This window comes from Actinomycetospora lemnae (genome assembly GCF_028737315.1).
GTDB lineage: Bacteria > Actinomycetota > Actinomycetes > Mycobacteriales > Pseudonocardiaceae > Actinomycetospora > Actinomycetospora lemnae.
This window is the reverse complement of record NZ_JAQZAO010000005.1, coordinates 371,828-390,179: the sequence shown is the minus strand read 5'-3', so window position 1 is coordinate 390,179 and position 18,352 is coordinate 371,828. Positions and strand designations below refer to the sequence as shown.

At 75.9% G+C, this 18,352-nt stretch carries 18 protein-coding genes and 1 riboswitch; of the genes, 9 read left to right on the top strand and 9 right to left on the bottom strand.

Going from position 1 to position 18,352, the window contains the following annotated elements:
- Positions 1–72 precede the first annotated feature (72 nt).
- From PGB27_RS14035 to PGB27_RS14010, 6 genes are all read left to right on the top strand, one after another.
- Positions 73–1,635 (top strand): flavin-containing monooxygenase, encoded by a 1,563-nt coding sequence (locus PGB27_RS14035; RefSeq protein ID WP_274200973.1) that lies wholly within the window; start codon positions 73–75, stop codon positions 1,633–1,635.
- Between the two features lie 83 nt (positions 1,636–1,718).
- Positions 1,719–2,627 (top strand): SDR family oxidoreductase, encoded by a 909-nt coding sequence (locus PGB27_RS14030; RefSeq protein WP_274200972.1) that lies wholly within the window; start codon positions 1,719–1,721, stop codon positions 2,625–2,627.
- A gap of 73 nt (positions 2,628–2,700) precedes the next feature.
- Positions 2,701–3,909 carry a cytochrome P450 family protein gene (locus tag PGB27_RS14025; RefSeq protein ID WP_274200971.1) on the top strand — a complete coding sequence of 403 codons (1,209 nt, stop codon included), beginning with the start codon at positions 2,701–2,703 and terminating at the stop codon, positions 3,907–3,909.
- A gap of 31 nt (positions 3,910–3,940) precedes the next feature.
- On the top strand, positions 3,941–5,086 hold the full coding sequence (locus PGB27_RS14020; RefSeq protein ID WP_274200970.1) for an Hsp70 family protein: 1,146 nt from the start codon (positions 3,941–3,943) through the stop codon (positions 5,084–5,086).
- A gap of 24 nt (positions 5,087–5,110) precedes the next feature.
- Positions 5,111–5,947: a DNA-formamidopyrimidine glycosylase family protein gene (locus PGB27_RS14015; RefSeq protein WP_274200969.1), complete on the top strand. Its 837-nt coding sequence runs from the start codon at positions 5,111–5,113 to the stop codon at positions 5,945–5,947.
- 126 nt (positions 5,948–6,073) lie between these two features.
- A complete protein-coding gene (locus tag PGB27_RS14010) occupies positions 6,074–6,847 on the top strand; it encodes an endonuclease/exonuclease/phosphatase family protein (protein WP_274200968.1) in 774 nt (257 codons plus the stop codon).
- Here PGB27_RS14010 and cobA read toward each other — a convergent pair.
- The 8 genes from cobA to PGB27_RS13970 all read right to left on the bottom strand — a co-directional run bounded on the left by cobA (position 6,844) and on the right by PGB27_RS13970 (position 15,375).
- The gene (gene cobA, locus PGB27_RS14005; RefSeq protein ID WP_274200967.1) at positions 6,844–8,052 is read right to left on the bottom strand and encodes a uroporphyrinogen-III C-methyltransferase; all 1,209 of its coding nucleotides are present in this window, start codon (positions 8,050–8,052) and stop codon (positions 6,844–6,846) included. The genes PGB27_RS14010 and cobA overlap by 4 nt on opposite strands.
- Positions 8,049–9,836: a nicotinate-nucleotide--dimethylbenzimidazole phosphoribosyltransferase gene (gene cobT / locus PGB27_RS14000; protein ID WP_274200966.1), complete on the bottom strand. Its 1,788-nt coding sequence runs from the start codon at positions 9,834–9,836 to the stop codon at positions 8,049–8,051. The genes cobA and cobT overlap by 4 nt, the downstream gene beginning before the upstream one ends.
- On the bottom strand, positions 9,833–10,888 hold the full coding sequence (gene cobC, locus PGB27_RS13995; protein WP_274200965.1) for an Rv2231c family pyridoxal phosphate-dependent protein CobC: 1,056 nt from the start codon (positions 10,886–10,888) through the stop codon (positions 9,833–9,835). The genes cobT and cobC overlap by 4 nt, the downstream gene beginning before the upstream one ends.
- Positions 10,885–11,166, bottom strand: coding sequence for a hypothetical protein (locus PGB27_RS13990; protein ID WP_274200964.1), 282 nt, complete (start codon positions 11,164–11,166; stop codon positions 10,885–10,887). The genes cobC and PGB27_RS13990 overlap by 4 nt, the downstream gene beginning before the upstream one ends.
- Positions 11,167–11,250: 84 nt before the next feature.
- Positions 11,251–11,424: riboswitch (cobalamin riboswitch) on the bottom strand.
- Positions 11,425–11,504: 80 nt separating this feature from the next.
- The gene (locus PGB27_RS29370; RefSeq protein ID WP_332843800.1) at positions 11,505–12,131 is read right to left on the bottom strand and encodes a response regulator transcription factor; all 627 of its coding nucleotides are present in this window, start codon (positions 12,129–12,131) and stop codon (positions 11,505–11,507) included.
- Between the two features lie 29 nt (positions 12,132–12,160).
- A complete protein-coding gene (locus PGB27_RS13980) occupies positions 12,161–13,096 on the bottom strand; it encodes an asparaginase (protein ID WP_274200963.1) in 936 nt (311 codons plus the stop codon).
- An 11-nt stretch (positions 13,097–13,107) separates the two neighbouring features.
- Positions 13,108–13,662, bottom strand: a complete 555-nt coding sequence (locus tag PGB27_RS13975) for a cyclodeaminase/cyclohydrolase family protein (RefSeq protein ID WP_274200962.1) — start codon at positions 13,660–13,662, stop codon at positions 13,108–13,110.
- A 15-nt stretch (positions 13,663–13,677) separates the two neighbouring features.
- Positions 13,678–15,375, bottom strand: a complete 1,698-nt coding sequence (locus tag PGB27_RS13970) for a formate--tetrahydrofolate ligase (protein ID WP_274200961.1) — start codon at positions 15,373–15,375, stop codon at positions 13,678–13,680.
- 226 nt (positions 15,376–15,601) lie between these two features.
- Between PGB27_RS13970 and PGB27_RS13965 the strand changes: the two genes are divergently transcribed.
- Both PGB27_RS13965 and PGB27_RS13960 read left to right on the top strand, forming a co-directional pair.
- Positions 15,602–16,405: a cutinase family protein gene (locus tag PGB27_RS13965; RefSeq protein WP_274200960.1), complete on the top strand. Its 804-nt coding sequence runs from the start codon at positions 15,602–15,604 to the stop codon at positions 16,403–16,405.
- A 12-nt stretch (positions 16,406–16,417) separates the two neighbouring features.
- Positions 16,418–17,380: an AEC family transporter gene (locus tag PGB27_RS13960; RefSeq protein ID WP_274200959.1), complete on the top strand. Its 963-nt coding sequence runs from the start codon at positions 16,418–16,420 to the stop codon at positions 17,378–17,380.
- Positions 17,381–17,397: 17 nt separating this feature from the next.
- Here PGB27_RS13960 and PGB27_RS13955 read toward each other — a convergent pair whose 3' ends face one another.
- On the bottom strand, positions 17,398–17,631 hold the full coding sequence (locus PGB27_RS13955) for a hypothetical protein (protein WP_274200958.1): 234 nt from the start codon (positions 17,629–17,631) through the stop codon (positions 17,398–17,400).
- 95 nt (positions 17,632–17,726) lie between these two features.
- Here PGB27_RS13955 and PGB27_RS13950 point away from each other — a divergent pair, with 95 nt between their 5' ends.
- Positions 17,727–18,344: a molybdenum cofactor guanylyltransferase gene (locus PGB27_RS13950; protein WP_274200957.1), complete on the top strand. Its 618-nt coding sequence runs from the start codon at positions 17,727–17,729 to the stop codon at positions 18,342–18,344.
- Positions 18,345–18,352: the final 8 nt, after the last annotated feature.

Below are 18,352 nucleotides of genomic sequence, written 5' to 3'. Positions count from 1 at the left end.
CTGGTCGCCGCCCTGGTACGGTCGCGTACCAATTGCCGCGACGACGACCGGCCCACCGCACGAGGAGGACCCATGAGCGCAGTGACGCAGAACGAGCGTCCGGCCGACCCGGGGCGGGGAGACGCAGCGCCGCGGAGCTCCGCCGAGCCGTCGGGCGGCGAGCCCGTCGCGCACCTCGCGGTGGCCATCGTCGGGAACGGCTTCTCGGGCCTGGGCACGGCGATCCGGCTGCGCCAGGCGGGCGAGGACAACTTCCTGATCTTCGAGCGCCACGACGACGTCGGCGGCACCTGGCGCGACAACTCCTACCCGGGCTGCGCCTGCGACGTCCCGAGCCACCTCTACTCGTTCTCGTTCGCGCCGAACCCCGACTGGAGCCGCTCGTTCTCCGCCCAGCCGGAGATCCACGCCTACCTGCAGCGCGTGTCGGCCGAGTACGGGATCGACCGCTTCACCCGCAACCGGCACGAGGTGCTCGACGCGACGTGGGAGGAGGGCCCTCAGCACTGGGTCGTCACCACGAGCCAGGGCGTCTGGACCGCGGACGTGCTCGTGCTCGGCTCGGGCGCGCTGTCCGACCCGTCGTTCCCCGACGTCCCCGGGCTCGACAGCTTCGAGGGGCCCGTCTTCCACTCCGCCACCTGGCGCCACGACCTCGACCTGACCGGACGCCGCGTCGCCGTCATCGGCACGGGCGCCTCGGCGATCCAGTTCGTGCCGGAGATCGCGCCGGCCGTGGGCACGCTCAAGGTCTTCCAGCGCACCCCGCCGTGGATCATGCCGCGCGGCGACCGCGCCATCACGAGGCTCGAGAAGCTGCTCTTCCGGTACTTCCCGCCGGCGCAGCGGCTGGTGCGCGAGGCGATCTACTGGGCGCGCGAGACGTTCGTGTTCGGGTTCAAGGACCCGAAGCGCATGGCCAAGGCGGCCAAGATCGCCGAGGCGCACATGCGCAGGCAGGTCACCGACCCGGAGCTGCGCGAGAAGATCACGCCGAGCTACGCGATGGGCTGCAAGCGCATCCTGCTGTCCAACGACTACCTGCCGGCGCTGGACCGGGACAACGTCGAGGTCGTCACCGAGAAGATCGTGGAGATCAAGCCCCACGCCGTCGTCACCGCGGACGGCACGGAGCACGAGGTCGACACGATCATCGCCGGCACCGGCTTCGCCATCGGCGACCTGCCGATCAGCCACCGCGTCCACGGTCGCGACGGGCGCACGATGGCCGACCACTGGGACGGCTCGCCGTACGCCCACAACGGCACGATGATCGCGGGCTTCCCGAACGCCTTCACCCTGCTCGGACCGAACACCGGGCTCGGCCACAACTCGGTCGTGTTCATGATCGAGTCCCAGATCGCGCTGGTGATGGACACCCTGCGCCACATGCGCACCCACGGGGTCGGCGCCGTCGAGCCGACCCGCGCCGCGCAGGAGGCGTTCGTCGCCGAGATGCAGCGCAAGACCGAGGGCACCGTCTGGGTCGATGGCGGCTGCTCGAGCTGGTACCTCGACAAGCACGGCAAGAACTCCGCCCTCTGGCCGACCTTCACCATGCCGTTCCGGCGGCGGGTGCGGCGCTTCCGGCCCGAGGAGCACACGATCACCCCGGTCGCCGCGTCCCGCCGCTGACCGCGCTCGACACCCCCGACACGCCCCGACCCGACACGCCCCGACCCGATCCGATCCGATCCGATCCGACGAGGAGACACCCCGTGGCCCACATCCCGACCGGCGCCCTGAAGGACAAGGTCCTCTTCATCACCGGCGCCGCCCGCGGCATCGGCGAGGAGACCGCGCGGCGCGCCGCCGCCCACGGCGCGCACATCGCCGCGGTCGGCATGGAGCCCGAGCGCCTGGATAAGCTGGTCACCGAGCTGGGGCAGACCACGGACGGGCGTCACACCTGGGCCGAGTGCGACGTCACCGACCAGGAGTCGCTCGACGCGGCGGTGGCGACGACCGTCTCCGAGCTCGGCGGCATCGACGTCGTCGTCGCCAACGCCGGCATCGCCAACCACGGCACGGTCGCCACGAGCCCCGCCGACGTCGTCGCGCGCGTCATGGAGGTCAACCTCATCGGCGTCTCGCGCACCGTCTCGGCCACGGTCGCCGAGGTCGAGAAGCGGCGCGGCTACGTGCTGCTCGTGTCGTCGCTCGCCGCGTTCACCGCGCTGCCCGGCATGGCCGCCTACTGCGGCGCCAAGGCCGGCGTCGAGAACTACGGCAACGCGCTGCGCTTCGAGCTCGCCCACCGCGGCATCGGCGTCGGGACCGCGCACATGGGCTGGATCGACACCGACCTCGTGCGCGACGTCAAGGCCGACTCGTCGACGTTCGAGGACACGCTGAAGAAGCTGCCCTACCCGCTGGGCGCGCTGACGTCGGTCGGGGACTGCGCGGACGCGTTCCTCGAGGGCATCGTCAAGCGCAAGCGCCGCATCTTCGTGCCGAAGGCCGTCGCGCTCGTCGCCGCCATGCGCCCGCTGACGTTCTCGTCGCTCGGCGACCTGCCCGTCCTGGCGCAGGCCAAGACGATGGTGCCCCGTCTGGAGGAGCAGTTCCGGAAGACCGGACGCACCTTCGGCGCGACGAGCGCGGGGATGGGGAAGCGGGGCGGCTGACCGGACGGCGGGGCCGCCGCGGCGCGCGTAGCGTCGTCGCTGAACCACCGCTCAGTGAAAGAGGGTCCTGCTCGTGACCGACCTCGCCACCGGCCCGGTCTTCACCGACGACTACTGGCGCGAGCCGTTCGCCGTCCTCGCCGAGGTCCGCGAGCACGCGCCGGTCCGGGAGGTCGAGCTGCCCGAGGGCGGCAGCACGTGGCTGGTCACGCGCTACGCCGACGCCCGCTCGGTGATGGCCGACCCGCGCTTCGTCAAGGATTTCCGCAACACGCTGCCGGAGGACCAGCGGGCGAACGTGCCCGGCATCCCGGCCCCGGGCGGGCTGATGATGCTGCTCAACGACCCGCCCGTGCACACCCGGCTGCGCAAGCTCGTCGTCAAGGCGTTCACGGTGCGCCGGGTGGCCGCGCTGCGCCCGCGGATCGAGACGATCGCGGCGGCGCTGCTCGAGGGGATGCCCGCCGACGGGCCGGTCGACCTCGTCGCCGACTACGCCGTGCCGCTGCCGATGGCGGTGATCTGCGAGCTGCTGGGCGTGCCGGTGGAGGACCGGGACGCGTTCGGGGCCTGGTCGAACACCATGATCGACGAGGGTCCCGACGACGCGAAACAGCAGGCGAGCGCGAGCCTCGCCGCGTACCTGGGCGAGCTCGTCGAGCGCAAGCGCACCGAGCCCGACGACGCGCTGATCTCCGCGCTCATCGAGGTCTCGGAGGAGGGCGACGCGCTCTCCACCGACGAGATCGTCGCCATGGGCATGATCCTGCTGATCGCCGGCCACGAGACGACGGCGACGCTGATCACCACCGCGGTCGAGGCGATGCTGCGCGACCCCGCGCTGCGTGACCGTCTCGCTGCCGCGGAGCCCGAGGCGCTGCGCGCGGCCATCGAGGAGTTCCTGCGCTGGGGCTCGCCGATCGCCCACGCGCCCCTGCGCTTCGCCGCCCAGGACGTCGACCTCGACGGCGTGGTCATCCCCCGCGGCGCGCTGGTGACGGTGTCGCTGGCCGCGGCGAACCACGACCCGGCGCGGTTCGAGCACCCGGACGACTACGAGGAGCTGCGGGACACCACCGGGCACCTCGCCTTCGGTCACGGCCTGCACTTCTGCCTCGGCGCGTCGCTGGCGCGGCTCGAGGCCGAGGTCGCCCTGCGGTCGCTGCTCGACCGCTTCCCCGGCCTCACCGCGGGCACGGAGCTGCCGGTGGAGCGCCGGCGCAGCGTGCTCGTCAACGCGTGGGCGCGCCTGCCCGTGCTCCTGGCGCCGGGGGACGGCTGACCGCGGGCCGGTCTGTGACACCCTGCGGAGCGTGACGACGCCGGACGCCCGATGGACCCTCGCGGTCGATCACGGGACGTCCTCGACGGTGGGCGCCTGGGCCGACGTCGACCCCCGCGACGGCTGGGTGCGCGTGGGTCCGGTGAACGTCGACGGCTTCCCGAGCATGCCGTCGGCGGTCCTCTCGCGGCCCGACGGCGTGGTGCTCGCCGGTCGTCCCGCGCTCGAGGCGGGTGCGGTCGACCCGTCGGCGGCCCTGCTGCGCACGCGCCCGCACCTGGCGGCGAGCACCGGCGGCCCGCCGGAGCTGCTCACCCGCTGGCCCCGGCCCACCACCGCGGTGGACGTCGCGACCGCGCTGATCGCGAAGGTGGTGCGGGCGGAGGCGGCGCGCCGCGGGACGCTGCCGTCGGCGGTGGTGCTGCTGCACCCGGCGTCGTGGACGGCGGCCGCACGCGAGGCCCTGCGCGCCGCGGGTCTCGCCGCGCTCGGGGCCATCCCGTACACGTCGCCCGACCAGCTCGAGCTGCTCGACTCCCCGCGTGCGGCCGCCCACCGGCTCGGCGGGCAGGGCCGGCTGCTCGTCGTCGACGTCGGCGGGGCCGCGACCGAGCTCGCCGTCGTCGACCGCGCGGCTGACGGGACGAGCTCGGTGGCCGCGGTGCGCACGGTGAACGTCGGCGCGGAGGTGCTCGACGACGCGCTCGCCCAGCTCGTGCTCGACCGCGCCTCGCCCGCACTCGCCGCACGCGTCCGGTTCGGCGGCGACCTCGAGGCCCACCGCGCCTGGTACCGCCTGCGCGCGGGCGTCCGCGAGGGCAAGGAGGTGCTCGCCGCGCACGGCTCGGTGAACGTGGCGCTGCCGGTGCTGCCGCCCGAGAACCCGGTGCCGGGGGTCGTCGGGCTGACCCACGCCGACCTCGGCGCCATGCTCGCGCCCGGGCTCGAGGAGATCGCCCAGGGCATCACCGCGCTCGTCGGCACGCTGACCGGCCCGCGACCGGCGATGCTGGTGCGTGGCGGGCTGACCGAGATGCCGCGCGTGCGGGAGTGGCTCGCCGAGCGCACCGGGTTCGGGCTGGCACACGGCGGGGACCCGGGCGCGGTGTCGGCGTTCGGCCCCGCGTCGGGTGCGGCCGCCTGGGCCGCGGAGCGCCTCGGGCTGGGCCGCCACTAGAGGGGAGCACCGGAGGGAGGAGCCGTGGAGGGTGACGCCGTCCACCGGTGCGCCGCCCGCCTCGACGCCCTGTCCGGCGCCACCGTCGTCCGCAGCGACTTCCGGACGCCGTCGCTCGCGACCGTCGACCTCGCCGGGCGCGTCCTCGTCGCGACCCGTGCCCACGGCAAGCACCTGCTCACCCGCGTCGCGGGCGACCTGACCCTGCACAGCCACCTGCGGATGAGCGGGTCGTGGACGGTGGTGCGCAAGCACGGGGACGACGGCCGGCCGCTGCTGCCCCGGCACCTGGCCGTGCGCGCGGTCCTGACCCTCGACACGGGCGTCTCGCTCGTCGGCGTCGACGTGCCGGTGCTCCAGCTGCTGCGCACCCGCGACGAGCACCGCGTCGTCGGGCACCTCGGCCCGGACGTGCTCGCGGGCGCGCCGACGGCGACGCAGGCCGCGTTCGACGAGGAGACCGCGCTCGCGCGCCTGCGCCGCGACCCCGACCGGCCGATCGTCGAGGCCCTGCTCGACCAGCGCGGCGTGTCCGGGCTCGGCAACCTGTGGGCGGTCGAGGTGTGCTTCCTGCGCGGGCTCTGGCCGTGGACGCCGGTGCGCGACGTCGACCTCGAGCCCCTGCTCACCCTGGCCCGACGGATGATCCGCCACAGTCTCGAGCACGGCACCGGCATGACGACCACGGGCGTGAAGCGCCGCGGCGAGAACCACTGGGTCACCGGCCGCTCCAACCGGCCCTGCCGGCGCTGCGGGACGCTCGTGCGCTTCCGCCCCGCGGCCGGCTCGGGCGCGCCGTACACCCGCGAGGTGTGGTGGTGTCCCTCGTGTCAGCCGGCGCCGGCCGGGGCACACACCTGAGCAGATCATCCGAGCATCCGGGGAGCAGCATGGCCGTCGCCGCCGACACCGAGCGGGCCACCGACTCGCACACCGACCGGGTCCGCGAGCACGTGCCGATGCTCACCCCGGAGGGCTGACGGGCCCGTGACCCGGCTGGCCACCTTCAACCTCCTGCACGGGCGCTCGCCGGCCGACGGCGTCGTGCGTGCCGAACGGCTCCACGACGCCCTCAAGGGCCTCGACGCCGACGTGCTCGCCCTGCAGGAGGTCGACCACGCCCAGCCCCGCTCGGGGCTGGTCGACCAGACCGCGCTCGCCGCCGAGGCCATCGGCGCCCGCGACGCGCGCTTCGTCCCGGCGGTCGTCGGCACGCCGGGCGAGTCGTGGCGGGCCGCGGCCGCCGACGAGGTGCTCGGCGTCGCGCCCACCTACGGCGTCGGGCTGGTGAGCCGCTACCCCGTCGCCCACTGGCGCCGCATCCCGCTCGGCACCACACCCGCGACGCTGCCGCTGCTCGTCGACGCGCGGCGACTGGCGCTCATCCCCGACGAGCCGCGCCTCGCCCTGGCCGCGGTGCTCGCCCCACCCGCGCCGGTCGGCACGGTCGTCGCGACCCACCTGTCGTTCGCGCCGGGCTTCAACATCGCCCAGCTCACCCGGCTGGCGCGCGCGGTGCGGGACCTGCCCGGCCCGGTCGTCCTCCTCGGCGACCTCAACATGCCCGGACCCGTACCCCCTGCGGTGCTGCGCGGCTGGCACAGCCTGGTCCGCACGCCGACGTTCCCGTCCGAGCGGCCCCGCATCCAGTTCGACCACGTGCTGGTCCGCGCGGGCGCGCCGCCGGTGGTGCGGGACGCGCAGGCGATCGAGACGCCGGTGTCCGACCACCGCGCGCTGGTGGTGGAGCTGGCGGACTAGGCCAGGTCCGCGACGGGCCCGATGACGATGACGGCCGGCGGGCGCAGGCCGGCGTCGGCGATGGCGTCGGGGAGCTTGCCGAGCGTCGCCCGCGTCGTCAGCTCGCCGGGCAGCCCGCCCTCCTGCACGGCGAGGGCGGGGGTCTCGGGGTCGCGGCCCGCGGTCACGAGCGCCTCGGTGATCGCGCCGATGTTCTCCACGGCCATGAGCAGCACGATCGTGCCGCGCAGGCGCCCGAGCGCATCCCAGTCGACGAGCGACTGGGCGTGGCCGGGCGGCAGGTGCCCCGAGACGACCGTGAACTCGTGGGTCACGCCGCGGTGGGTGACGGGCACCCCGGCGAGGGCCGGCACGGCGATCGCGCTGGTGATGCCGGGGACGACCTCGACCTCGACGCCCGCGGCGGTGCACGCCTGGATCTCCTCCAGGCCGCGGCCGAACACGAACGGGTCGCCGCCCTTGAGCCGCACCACCCGGCGCCCCGCCAGCGCCTCCTCGACGAGCACCTGGTTGATCGTGTCCTGGCTCATGTACCGCCCGCGGGGCAGCTTCGAGGCGTCGATGACGGTGACGTCCGGGGGCAGCTCGTCGAGCAGCGGCTGCGGGGCGAGCCGGTCGGTGACGACGACGTCGGCCTGCGCCAGCGCCTGGCGCCCGCGGACCGTGATGAGCCCCGGGTCGCCCGGGCCGCCGCCGACGAGCGTGACGCCGGGGCGCACGGCGCGGTGGCGGCGGTCGAGCAGGGTGCCGCTGCGCAGGGCCTCGACGGTGCCGTCGCGCACGCCGGTGGCCCGGCGGGGGTCGCCCCCGCCGTGGACGGCGACGGTGATGTCGTCGTAGCGCCCGACGGCCGGGGTCACCGCGGTACCGGCCTCGGCGATGTCGGCACGCACGCAGAACACCCGCAGGCGCTCGGCCTCGGCGGCGACCGCGGCGTTGACCTCGGCGTCGTCGGTGGCGGCCACGGCGTACCAGGCGTCGGCCAGGTCGCCGTCGGCGTAGGGGCGGGCGAGCCAGGTGATCTCGCGCGAGTCGGCGAGGGCCTCGAGGGCCGTGGTCAGGGTCGGGCTGACGACGAGGGTGTCCGCGCCGACCTCGTGCAGCCCGGCCACCCGGCGCTGCGCCACCGACCCGCCGCCGACCACGACGACCCGCCGGCCCTGCAGGTGCAGCCCCACCGGGTACACGCGGGGGCTCTCGCTCACGGTGCGTCTCTCCCGTCCTCGCCGAGGTCCTTCTCGGTCACCCCCGCCGCGTCGAACGTCGCCACGTCGGCGAGCGCCCGTGCGGCGGCCGTGACCACCGGCACCGCCAGCAGCGCCCCGGTGCCCTCGCCGACCCGGAGTCCGAGGTCCAGCGCGGGCGCGAGGCCCAGGTGCTCGAGGGCCAGGGTATGGGCCGGTTCGACCGAGCGGTGCCCCGCGATCCAGGCGTGTGACGCGGTCGGGGCCAGCGCGGCCGCCACGAGCGCCGCCGCGCCGGACACCACGCCGTCGAGCACCACCGGCGTGCGCAGCGCCGCCGCGCCCAGCAGGAAGCCGACCAGCCCCGCGTGCTCCAGCCCGCCGACGGCGGCGAGGGCGGTGAGCGGGTCGGCCGGGTCGGGCTCGTGGCGGGCCAGGGCCTCGGCGACGACGGCGGTCTTGCGGGCGTGGGTGGCGTCGTCGATGCCGGTGCCGCGGCCCGTGACCTGCTCGGCGGTGCTGCCCGTGAACGCCGCCACGAGCGCCGCCGAGGCGGTGGTGTTGGCGATCCCCATGTCGCCGGTGACGAGCAGGCGGTTGCCGGCGGTCACGAGGTCGCGGGCGGCCTCGATCCCGGCGCGCACCGCGGTGCGGACCTCGTCGGGCGTCATCGCCGGCTCCGCGGTCATGTCGCGGGTGCCGTGACGGACCTTGCGCGGCAGCAGGCCCGGCGCGGGCTCGAGGTCCGCGGCGACACCGACGTCGACGACCTGGACCTCGGCGCCCGCCGTCGCCGCGAACGCGTTGACCGCGGCCCCGCCGGCGAGGAAGTTCGCGACCATCTGCGCGGTGACCTCCTGCGGCCACGGCGTCACCCCGCGGGCGTGCACGCCGTGGTCGCCGGCGAACACCGCGACGACCGCCGGCTCGGGCAGCGGCGGCGGGCACGACCCGGCGAGCCCCGCGAGGCGCACTCCGATCTCCGCGACCCCGCCGAGCGCGCCGGGCGGCACGGTCATGCGGGTCAGGTGCTCGCGCGCCGCGGCCGCCCCGGGCGCGGGGTCGAGATCGCGCAACGCGGCGAGCGTCTCGTCGAGCGGGTCCATGCGGTGGTTCCCCCAGGTCTCCTCGTGCACGGCCCACGCCAGGGGTCGGCGGTGGGCCCAGCCGGCGGTCGCGAGCTCGGGCTGGTCGGCGAAGGCCTCGACGTGCCCGACGCACAGGTACGCGACGACCTCGAGGTGCTGGGGCATCCCGACCCGGCGCCCCAGCAGCGCGGCCATCTCGCGCTCGTCGAAGAAGCTCACCCAGCCGACGCCGAGCTCCTCGGCCCGCGCGGCCAGCCAGAGGTTCTGGACCGCGCCGGCCACCGAGTGCGCGGCCATCCGCGGCTGCGTGTGCCGGCCCAGCACGTGGCGCCCGCCGCGGGTCGGGTCGCAGGTGACGACGATGCCCAGCGGCGCCTCGCGGATCGCCTCCACCCGCAGGCCGGCGAACTTCCTCGCGCGCGCGGCCGGGAGGCTCTGCGCGAACTCCTCGCGCTGGTGCCGGGCGAGGGCGGCCAGCTCGGCGCGCAGCTCCGGCGAGCGCAGCACGAGGAAGTCCCAGGGCTGGGAGAACCCGACACTCGGGGCGGCGTGGGCGGCGGCGAGCACGCGCTGCAGGCGCTCGTCGTCGACGGGCGTGTCGACGAAGCCGGTGCGGACGTCGCGGCGGGCGCGCAGGACGCGGTGCAGGGCGTCGCGGTCGCCGGGGTGCAGGGACGCGGAGCCCGCCGGAGCCGGACCGTCGGGACGGGCGCTCACAGGACGTCCCCGAGCTCGGTGACGAGACGGTCGGTCGTCGCGCGGTCCCGCACCGCGATCCGCACGTGCTCGCCGTCGAGGCCCGGGAAGGTGTCGCCGCGCCGGACCGCCAGCCCGCGCTCGCGCAGGCGCGCGCGGACGTCGGTGCGTCCGGGGGTGCGGACGAGGACGAAGCTGGCGGCGGGGATGCCGCGGATCTGCAGGCCGGGCAGGCGCCCCAGCGCCGTCACCAGGTGCTCCCGGTCCGCGGCCAGGGCACGCGCGGCGTCGTCGGCCTCGGCGCGGGCCGCGGGCGTGCTGCAGGCCGTGAGCGCGACGAGGGCCGGCGTCGAGACCGACCACGGCGGCGCCACCGCGCGCAGCCCGGCCGCGAGCCCGGCGGGGGCGAGGGCGTAGCCGACGCGCAGCCCGGCCAGGCCCCACGTCTTCGTCAGGCTGCGCAGCACGACCAGGCCGGGCAGGTCGCGGCGCCCGGCGAGGGAGTCGGGCTCGCCGGGCGCGGTGTCGATGAACGCCTCGTCGACCACGAGCGTGCGCCCGGGGCGGGCGAGCGCGGCGAGGACCTCGGCGGGGTGGCGCACCGAGGTCGGGTTGGTGGGGTTGCCGACGACCACGAGGTCGGCGTCGTCGGGCACCGCGGCCGGGTCGAGGACGAAGTCGTCGCGCAGCACCACCCGGTCCACCGCGTGCCCCGCCGCGCGCAGGGCGGCCTCGGGCTCGGTGAACTGGGGGTGCACGACGACGGCGTGACGCGGGCGCAGGGCCCGGGCGAGCAGGACGAACGCCTCGGCGGCGCCCGCGGTCGGCACCACCTCGTCGGCGGGCCGGTCGTGGCGGGCGGCCACGGCCGCGGTCGCCGCGCGGGGGTCCGGGTAGGCGGCGAGGTCGGCGAGGCTCGCGACGACCTGCTCGTGCAGCCACGCCGGCGGCGTGCCCGTGCGGACGTTGACCGCGAGGTCGACGAGCCCGGGACCGACCTCCGCGTCGCCGTGGTGGTGGAGGTCGTAGGTGCCCGTGCTCGCGCCGGGACGGTCCTGCTCGGTCGCCGTCACCGTCGGGCGCGCGCGGCCCGGAGGAGCACCGTCTCGGCCTCGGGGACGGACGCGGCGAGCACCGAGGTCACCGCCGACGGCGCGGCGCCCTCGGCCCAGCCCGCGCCGCGCATCCGGTCGACGAGCTCGCGCGCCAGCGCGTCGACGCGCGCCGCGGCCTCGACGCGGTCGCGGACCGGGCCGTCGCCCAGCAGGTCGAGCGGGACACCGGCGGCGCCGGTGAGGACCCGGCGCAGCTCGCCGAGGACCCGGTCCTCGCGGCGTCGGGAGCGGGTCACCGGGGGGTGCGTCCGCGCGTGCGGGGTCACGGGAGCGTGCATCGTCGTGGCCGGCCTTCCTCGGGTTCCTCGCCCGATGTCCTCGTGAAGTGCCCTGCGACGGCCGGAGTCTCCTGGCTCCCGGATCGACGCTCGCCCCGGCCTTCCCGCCGGTGTGTCCGACAGTGGCCTCGCGTGGGGTCTGCTCCCCGGTGACAGTGGCGGGACCGCGCCGGATTCGCACCGGCTTCCTCCGCGTCCGTCGATCGGCAACAGGACCACGCGCGGGATCGGCGCGTCAACGCCTCGGGGCGCCGCGGGAGAGTGGCGTGCCGGACACCTCGCGCGGGCTCAGCCGTTCAGCGCAACAGGCCCTGGCGGAAGCCGCGGGCGACGGCGTCCGCCCGATCGCCGGCGCCGAGCTTGCGGAACAGCCGCCGGGCGTGGGTCTTCACCGTGTCCTCGGCGAGGACGAGCTCGGCGGCGATCTCGGCGTTGGAGAGGCCCTCGGTCATCCCGAGCAGCACGTCCATCTCGCGCTCGGAGAGCTCGGTGGTCCGGGGGCGGGCACCCGGCAGGACCGTGGGGTCGGCGAGCTCCCCCGCGCGGAGGAAGCCCCGGGCGCCCAGGCGCAGGGCCCAGGCCGCCCGCTCGTCCTCGGCGACGCCGGCCGGATCGGGCGCGGGGCGGTCGCCGAGCGGGTCCATGGCGCCCGCGGGCGGCTCGCCCACGACGAGCACCGGCGTCTCCGGGGTGTACCGGCGGACCTGGCGGACGGCGTCCATCCAGGCGCTGCCGTCGTCCGCGCCGACGAGGACGACGTCGGGCGCGTGCCCGTCACCAGCGGCGACGGGGGTCCGCGTGAGCCGCACGACGAGGTCGGGGACGTTGTCGACGCACGGCAGGTCGTCGAAGACGGAGGAGAGATGACCGACCAGGCGTTCCCTGGCGGGCGTCGCTCCGGCGAAGACCAGACACGATCCCATTCACGCGCTCCTCACCCCGATGAGTGCTCTCACACTCGCACACGGTGAGCACCGATCGGGTGACCCCCTCCTCGCACGTGTGGCGCGGCCAGCGTCCGCAGCTCCTCCGGGTGGTCGAGTCCCCGGCGTCCGAGTACCTCCAGCAGCACGGGGCCGACCGCCCGCGCGCCGCCGTCGAGGACCTTGAGCGCGAGCGCCGCGCCGTCGGGGAGGACCGCGAGCAGCACGCCCTCGGCGCCGACCTTCGACAGCGACCCGGGCAGCAGGGTCATGAGGACGGTGTCGAGACGGCCGGTGCCGGCGACGAGGTCGGGGTGGCGACGCATCGCCGCGGCGACCCGGTGCTCGCTGGTGCCGGGCGCGGCGAGGTGCAGCGCGCGACCCAGGCGCGCGACGGTGACGAGGTCGGTGGCGAAGGCCGGCGCGCCGCAGCCGTCCACGGTGACGCCCCGGACCGGGCCCGCGAGCCGGGCGAGGGCGTCGCGGACGTGGCGCTGGACGGGGTGCTCGGGGGCGAGGTAGCCGGCGCGCTCCCAGCCGCGCACGATGCAGGCCGCCAGCATCGCCGCGTGCTTGCCCGAGCAGTTCATGACGAGGCGCTCGGGGTCGCGGGCACCCCAGGCGTGGTCGGCGGCGAGGCCCAGGGGGCGCGCGGGCGGGCATCCCAGGTCGTCGGGACCGAGCCCGAGGCGCGCGAGCAGGCCGGCCGCGACCGCGAGGTGCCCGGGCTCGCCGGAGTGCGAGCCGGCGGCCAGCGCGAGCTCGCGATCGTCGAGCTCCGCCCCGGCCTCGAGGCACGCCGCCGCCTGCGCGGGCTTGAGCGCCGAGCGAGCGAGCACCGGGGCCTCGACGTCGCCGGCGGACAGCCCGACCGTGCCGTCGGCCTCGAGCACGACGAGCGCGACCCGGTGCTCCGACTCGACGAGCGCGCCCCGGGTGACCTCGACGGTCCAGGGTCCGGTCACGGGCGCGGGGCTCAGACCAGCCGCTCGGCCAGCGTGCGCGCGTGCCCGGCGCGCTCCTCGACGTGCTCGACGCGGGGGTCGCCGAGCTCGCCCCCCTCGACCATCTGGCTGTCGGCGATGTTCGCGCCGACCAGGGCCGCCGCGGACTCGGCGGCCGCGGCGGCGAGGAAGGCAGCCGTGACCGCGTCGCCGGTCAGCGCGTCGGGACCGGTCTCGGCGAGCAGGGCCGCGAGCTCCGCCACCCGCACGGCGAGCCCGACGACGTCGGCGGGCACCTGGATGATCGCCTCCGCCGCGGCCGGTCCGCTGCCGGGCTTGCGCCGGGCCTCGAGGAACCCGGCGAAGGCCTCGACGTCGTCGTCGGCGAGGCGCAGGGCCCGGGCGCGCAGGGCGTCGAGCTCGGCGACGGCCTCGCGGTCGGCGGCGCCCTTGGCGACCTTGGTGGCGAGGCCCGCCGCGAGCGAGGCGGTGATCGCGGCCGTCGACCCGGCCGCCGGCCCCGGCCCCGCGCCCGCGAGCACCTCCCCCAGCCGCCCGACCGGGACCTCGCCCAGCGGCCGGCTCACCTGGGCGGAGCCCACCTAGAACAGCCCCACGATCGTGCCGTCGGGCTTGACGTCGATGTGGTGGGCCGCTGGGTTCTTGCCCAGCCCCGGCATCGTCCGCATGTCGCCGCAGATCGGGTAGATGAACCCCGCCCCGACCGACGCGCGCACCTCGCGCACCGGCATCCGCCAGCCCGTCGGCGCGCCGAGGAGCTTGGGGTCGGACGAGATCGACAGGTGGGTCTTGGCGACGCAGATCGGCAGGCCGCCGAACCCGTTGCGCTCGTAGAGGTCGATCGAGGTGTTCGCGGCCGGGGCGTAGTCGACGCCGTCGGCGCCGTAGACCTTGGTCGCGATCGTCTCGATCTTCTCGCGCAGGGTGGCGTCGTCGGGGTAGAGCAGCTGGAAGTGGCTCTCCTCCTGGGCGGCCTCCGCGACGGCCTCGGCCAGCTCGGCCGCGCCCCGCCCGCCGTCGGCGAAGTGGGTCGAGACCGCGGCCCGCGCACCCATCGACTCCGCGATCTCGCGGATCGCGGCGTGCTCGGAGGGGTGGTCGGTCGGGAAGGCGTTGATGCAGACCACCGGCGAGACCCCGTGCAGGCGCATGTTCTCGATCTGCTTGCGCAGGTTCGCCGCGCCGGCGTGCACCTCCTCGGGGTTCTCCTCGAGCAGCGCGGGCGGCAGGTCCTTGCCCGCCACGATCTTGTGGTTGCCGGAGTGCACCTTGAGGGCGCGCACCGTGGCGACGACCACCGCGGCGTCGGGCGCCATCCCCGAGGTCCGGCACTTGATGTTGAAGAAGCGCTCGGCGCCCATGTCGGCGCCGAAGCCGGCCTCGGTGACGAGGAAGTCGCCGCAGTGGATGCCGATGCGGTCGGCGACGATCGACGAGTTCCCGGTCGCGATGTTGCCGAACGGGCCGGCGTGCACCAGGACCGGCGTGTTCTCCAGCGTCTGCATGAGGTTCGGCTTGAGCGCGTCGCGCATGAGCGCGGCCATCGCCCCGGCGCCCTTGATGTCCTCGGCGGTCACCGCGTCGCCGTCGGGGGTGTAGCCGACGACGATGCGCCCGAGGCGCTCGCGCAGCTCGGCGAGGTCGTTCGACAGCGCCAGCACGGCCATCACCTCGGACGCCGAGGTGATGTCGAAGCCGGACTCGCGCGGGACGCCGTCCATCCGCCCGCCGAGCCCGGTGACGATGTTGCGCAGCGCCCGCTCGTTGACGTCGAGCACGCGGCGCCAGGTCACGCGGTACGGGTCCAGGCCGACGGCGTTGCCCTGGTAGAGGTGGTTGTCCAGCACCGCGGAGAGCATGTTGTGGGCGCTGGTGACGGCGTGGAAGTCGCCGGTGAGGTGGAGGTTGAACTTCTCCATCGGCACCACCTGCGAGTAGCCGCCGCCCGCGGCCCCGCCCTTGATGCCGAACGTCGGCCCCATGCTCGGCTGGCGGATCGCGACGACGCCGCGCTTGCCGATGTGCGAGAACGCCTGGCCCAGCCCGACGGTCGTGGTCGTCTTGCCCTCGCCCAGTGGGGTCGGGGTGATCGCGGTCACGACGACGTACTTCGCGCGCGGCCGGTCGGCCATCGCGTCGATCGCGTCGAGCTCGATCTTCGCGACGTCGGTGCCGTGGCGCTCCAGGAACTCGGTCGGCAGGTCCATCTGCCGGGCCACCTCGTCCATGGGCTGCAGCGTCGCGGCCTGCGCGATCTCGAGGTCCGACGGGATGCTCACGCGAGTCCTCCAGGTGTCGCCGATACTCCAGCCACCCCGGCTCCGGCACCGCCGCCGGGGGCTCCGCAGGGAGGCACGCTGGCAGAACCGCGGCGATCTGTCAGCCCGAGCTGTCACAGTCGGCGTGCCAGCCTGGCGTCCACGCTGGCGCTCAACGCCAGGAAAGCCACCGGCTCGCCGGGACGGGATCTCCCGCCCGCGTCCCGCATCGGCGAGGATGGGACCCGTGGCGGGGTGGGTGGGGAGACGCGTGCTGCTCGCCGTCGGGCTCCTGCTCGGCACCCTGCTGGTCACGGTGCCGACGGCGCCGGCAGCCACCGCCGCGCCCGCCGACTGCCCGCCCGTCGTGCTCTACGCCGTCCCCGGCACCAACGAGACGTCCGAGGCCGCCGATCCCGCCCGGTCGGTCGGCCTGCTCGCCCGCCTCACCGACCCGCTCGCCGCGCGCTGGGGCGACGCCCTCTCGGTGCGCTACGTCCCGTACCCCGCCACGTTCGACCGGCCGTTCTACCTGCTCAGCGCGTCCCGTGGCGCCGAGCGCCTCGCCCGCGACGCCGGTGACCTCGCCGCCCGCTGCCCGGAGACGACGATCATGCTCGTCGGCTTCAGCCAGGGCGGCGACGTGGTGTCCGACGTCGTGCACCGCGCCGCGAACGCAACGATCGGGCTGCCCGCCGCCCGCATCGCCGGCGCGGTCATGCTCGGCAGCCCGCGCCGCGACCCCGAGGCACCGAACCTCCTCGACACCCCCGGCCGCGGCGTGCTGGGACCCCGCCCCACCCGTGAGCTCGCGGTCTACGACGGCCGGGTGTACGAGGTCTGCGCGCCCGGCGACCCCATCTGCGCCACCGAGAACCTGGACATCCGCACCTTCCGCGAGGGCTGGGCGTCCGGTGCGCACCGCTCCTACCCGACGATCCCGGTCGGCCCGGCCGGCGTCGCGCTGTTCCCGGTGCTCGAGCGGGCCGTCGACATCGTCGTGGCACGCGCCACCCGCTCACCGGTCGCCATCTCGGTCGCCCAGGGCTGAGCATCGGGGGTCGTGGGCATCGGGTCCGTGGGTGAGCTGCTGAGCCGGATCCTGCCGGTCTTCGGGGTGATCGCGGTCGGCGCCGTGGCCGGACGCTCCGAGCGCTTCGGCGAGCGCACCGCGGCCGTGCTCAACGACCTCGTCTACTGGATCGCGCTGCCCGCCCTGATCTTCACCTCGGTGGCCGAGGCCGACCTGTCCGCCGGCGTCCCCGGCACCGCGCTGCTGGCGTCGGTGGCCGTCGTGGTCCTGGCCTACGCGCTCGGCTGGGCCGTCGCCCGTGTGGTCCGCCGGCCGCGGCACGAGGCGCACGCCGCCGGGCTGGTCGCGAGCTGGGGCAACGTCGGCTACCTCGGCATCCCGCTGACCGTCGCCGTGCTCGGACCGGCCACGGCGTTCGCCGCCTCGCTGACCTCGACCGTGCACACCGCGCTGGCGATCTCCGTGTTCCTCGTCGCGGTGACGCTCGACGGACGGGGCCGCGGCGAGGAGGGCGCGGTCGCGCTGCCGGCGCTGCTCGCGCGCCGGGTGCTCGGCAACCCCGTCGTGCTCGCGATCGCGGCCGGCACGGCCGTCGCGCTCGTGGGGCTGCGGCTGCCCGCGCCCGTGGCGTCGACCCTCGGCCTGCTCGGCGACCTCGCCGCCCCGGGTGGCCTGTTCGCGCTCGGCATCCTGCTGCGCGGCGCGGTCGGCGCGCTGCGCGGGTCGGGCACGGCGTGGGTGCCGATCGGCGCGGCGGCGGTGGTCAAGCTCGTCGTCATGCCGCTGCTCGCCCTCGGGGCGGTGGCGCTGCTGGACGTCCCGGCGCCGTGGGGCGCGGTGCTCGTGCTGATGTGCGCGCTGCCGGACGCGGCGACGGTCTTCGTGCTCACCGCGCAGTACCGCACGTGGTACCGCGAGAGCACCGCGGTGGTCGTGATCACCACGGTGCTCTCGCTGCTCACGCTGCCACTGGTCGTGCTGGTGCTGCCGTGACGGCCGTGGGGACGGCCTCAGTCGCCGTCACGGAACGCGGCGCGGCGCTGCTCGTGCGTGCGGGCCTGCGCCATGCGCTGCACGCGCGAGCGCTGGTCCTCGCTGGCCGTGCCCTCGGCGACCGCCCGCTCGGCGGCGGCCATGGCGCGGTCGGCCGCGGCCTCGTCGGTGTCGCGCGGGGTCGGGGCGACCCAGCCGCGGTGGACGTCCTCGGGCTCGGCGCGTCCCCGCTTCTCATCACTGCGGATCATGGTGCTGACCTCCGGTCGCACGTCGTCGTGACCCGACCGGCGTTCCCGGGCCCCAGGGCACTGAACCGGTCACGTAGCTCACTCGGAGCAAGGCGGTGACCGCCGGCGTCGTGCTCGCGGGCGGGCGCTCGCGGCGCATGGGCACCGACAAGGCCTCGCTGACCAGCGGCGGGACGACCCTGCTCGCCCACGTCCTCGCGGTGCTCGCCGACGCGCTGGACGGGCCGCTCGTCGTGGTCGGGGCCGCGGACACGCCCCGCACGGCGCCCGACCCGACGCGCGCCACCGTCGTCTACGACCCGGTCCCCGACCGCGGCCCCCTGCAGGGCCTCGCGACGGGCCTGCGCGCGGTCCGCGACGACCCCACCGCCTTCGTCGCCGCCGTCGACCTCCCCCACCTGCACGCCGACCTCGTGCGCGCCGTCGTGACCCACCGGGTGCCGCCGGTCGAGGTCGCGCTCCCCGTCCTCGACGGCCGTCCCCAGCACCTGCTCGCCGCCTACGCCACCGACCTCGCCGACCGCGCCGACGACCTCCTCGCCCGCGGCGAGCGCAGCGTGCGCGCGCTCGTCGCCGCGAGCCGGGTCCGGGAGCTCGACGCGGCCACACTGCTCGCCGACCCCCGCCTCGCCGCCCGCGACCCCGAGCTGCGCGGCGCCCGCGGCGTGAACACCCCCGAGGAGTGGGCGCGCTCGCGCCACGATCCGCCGTGATCGCCCTA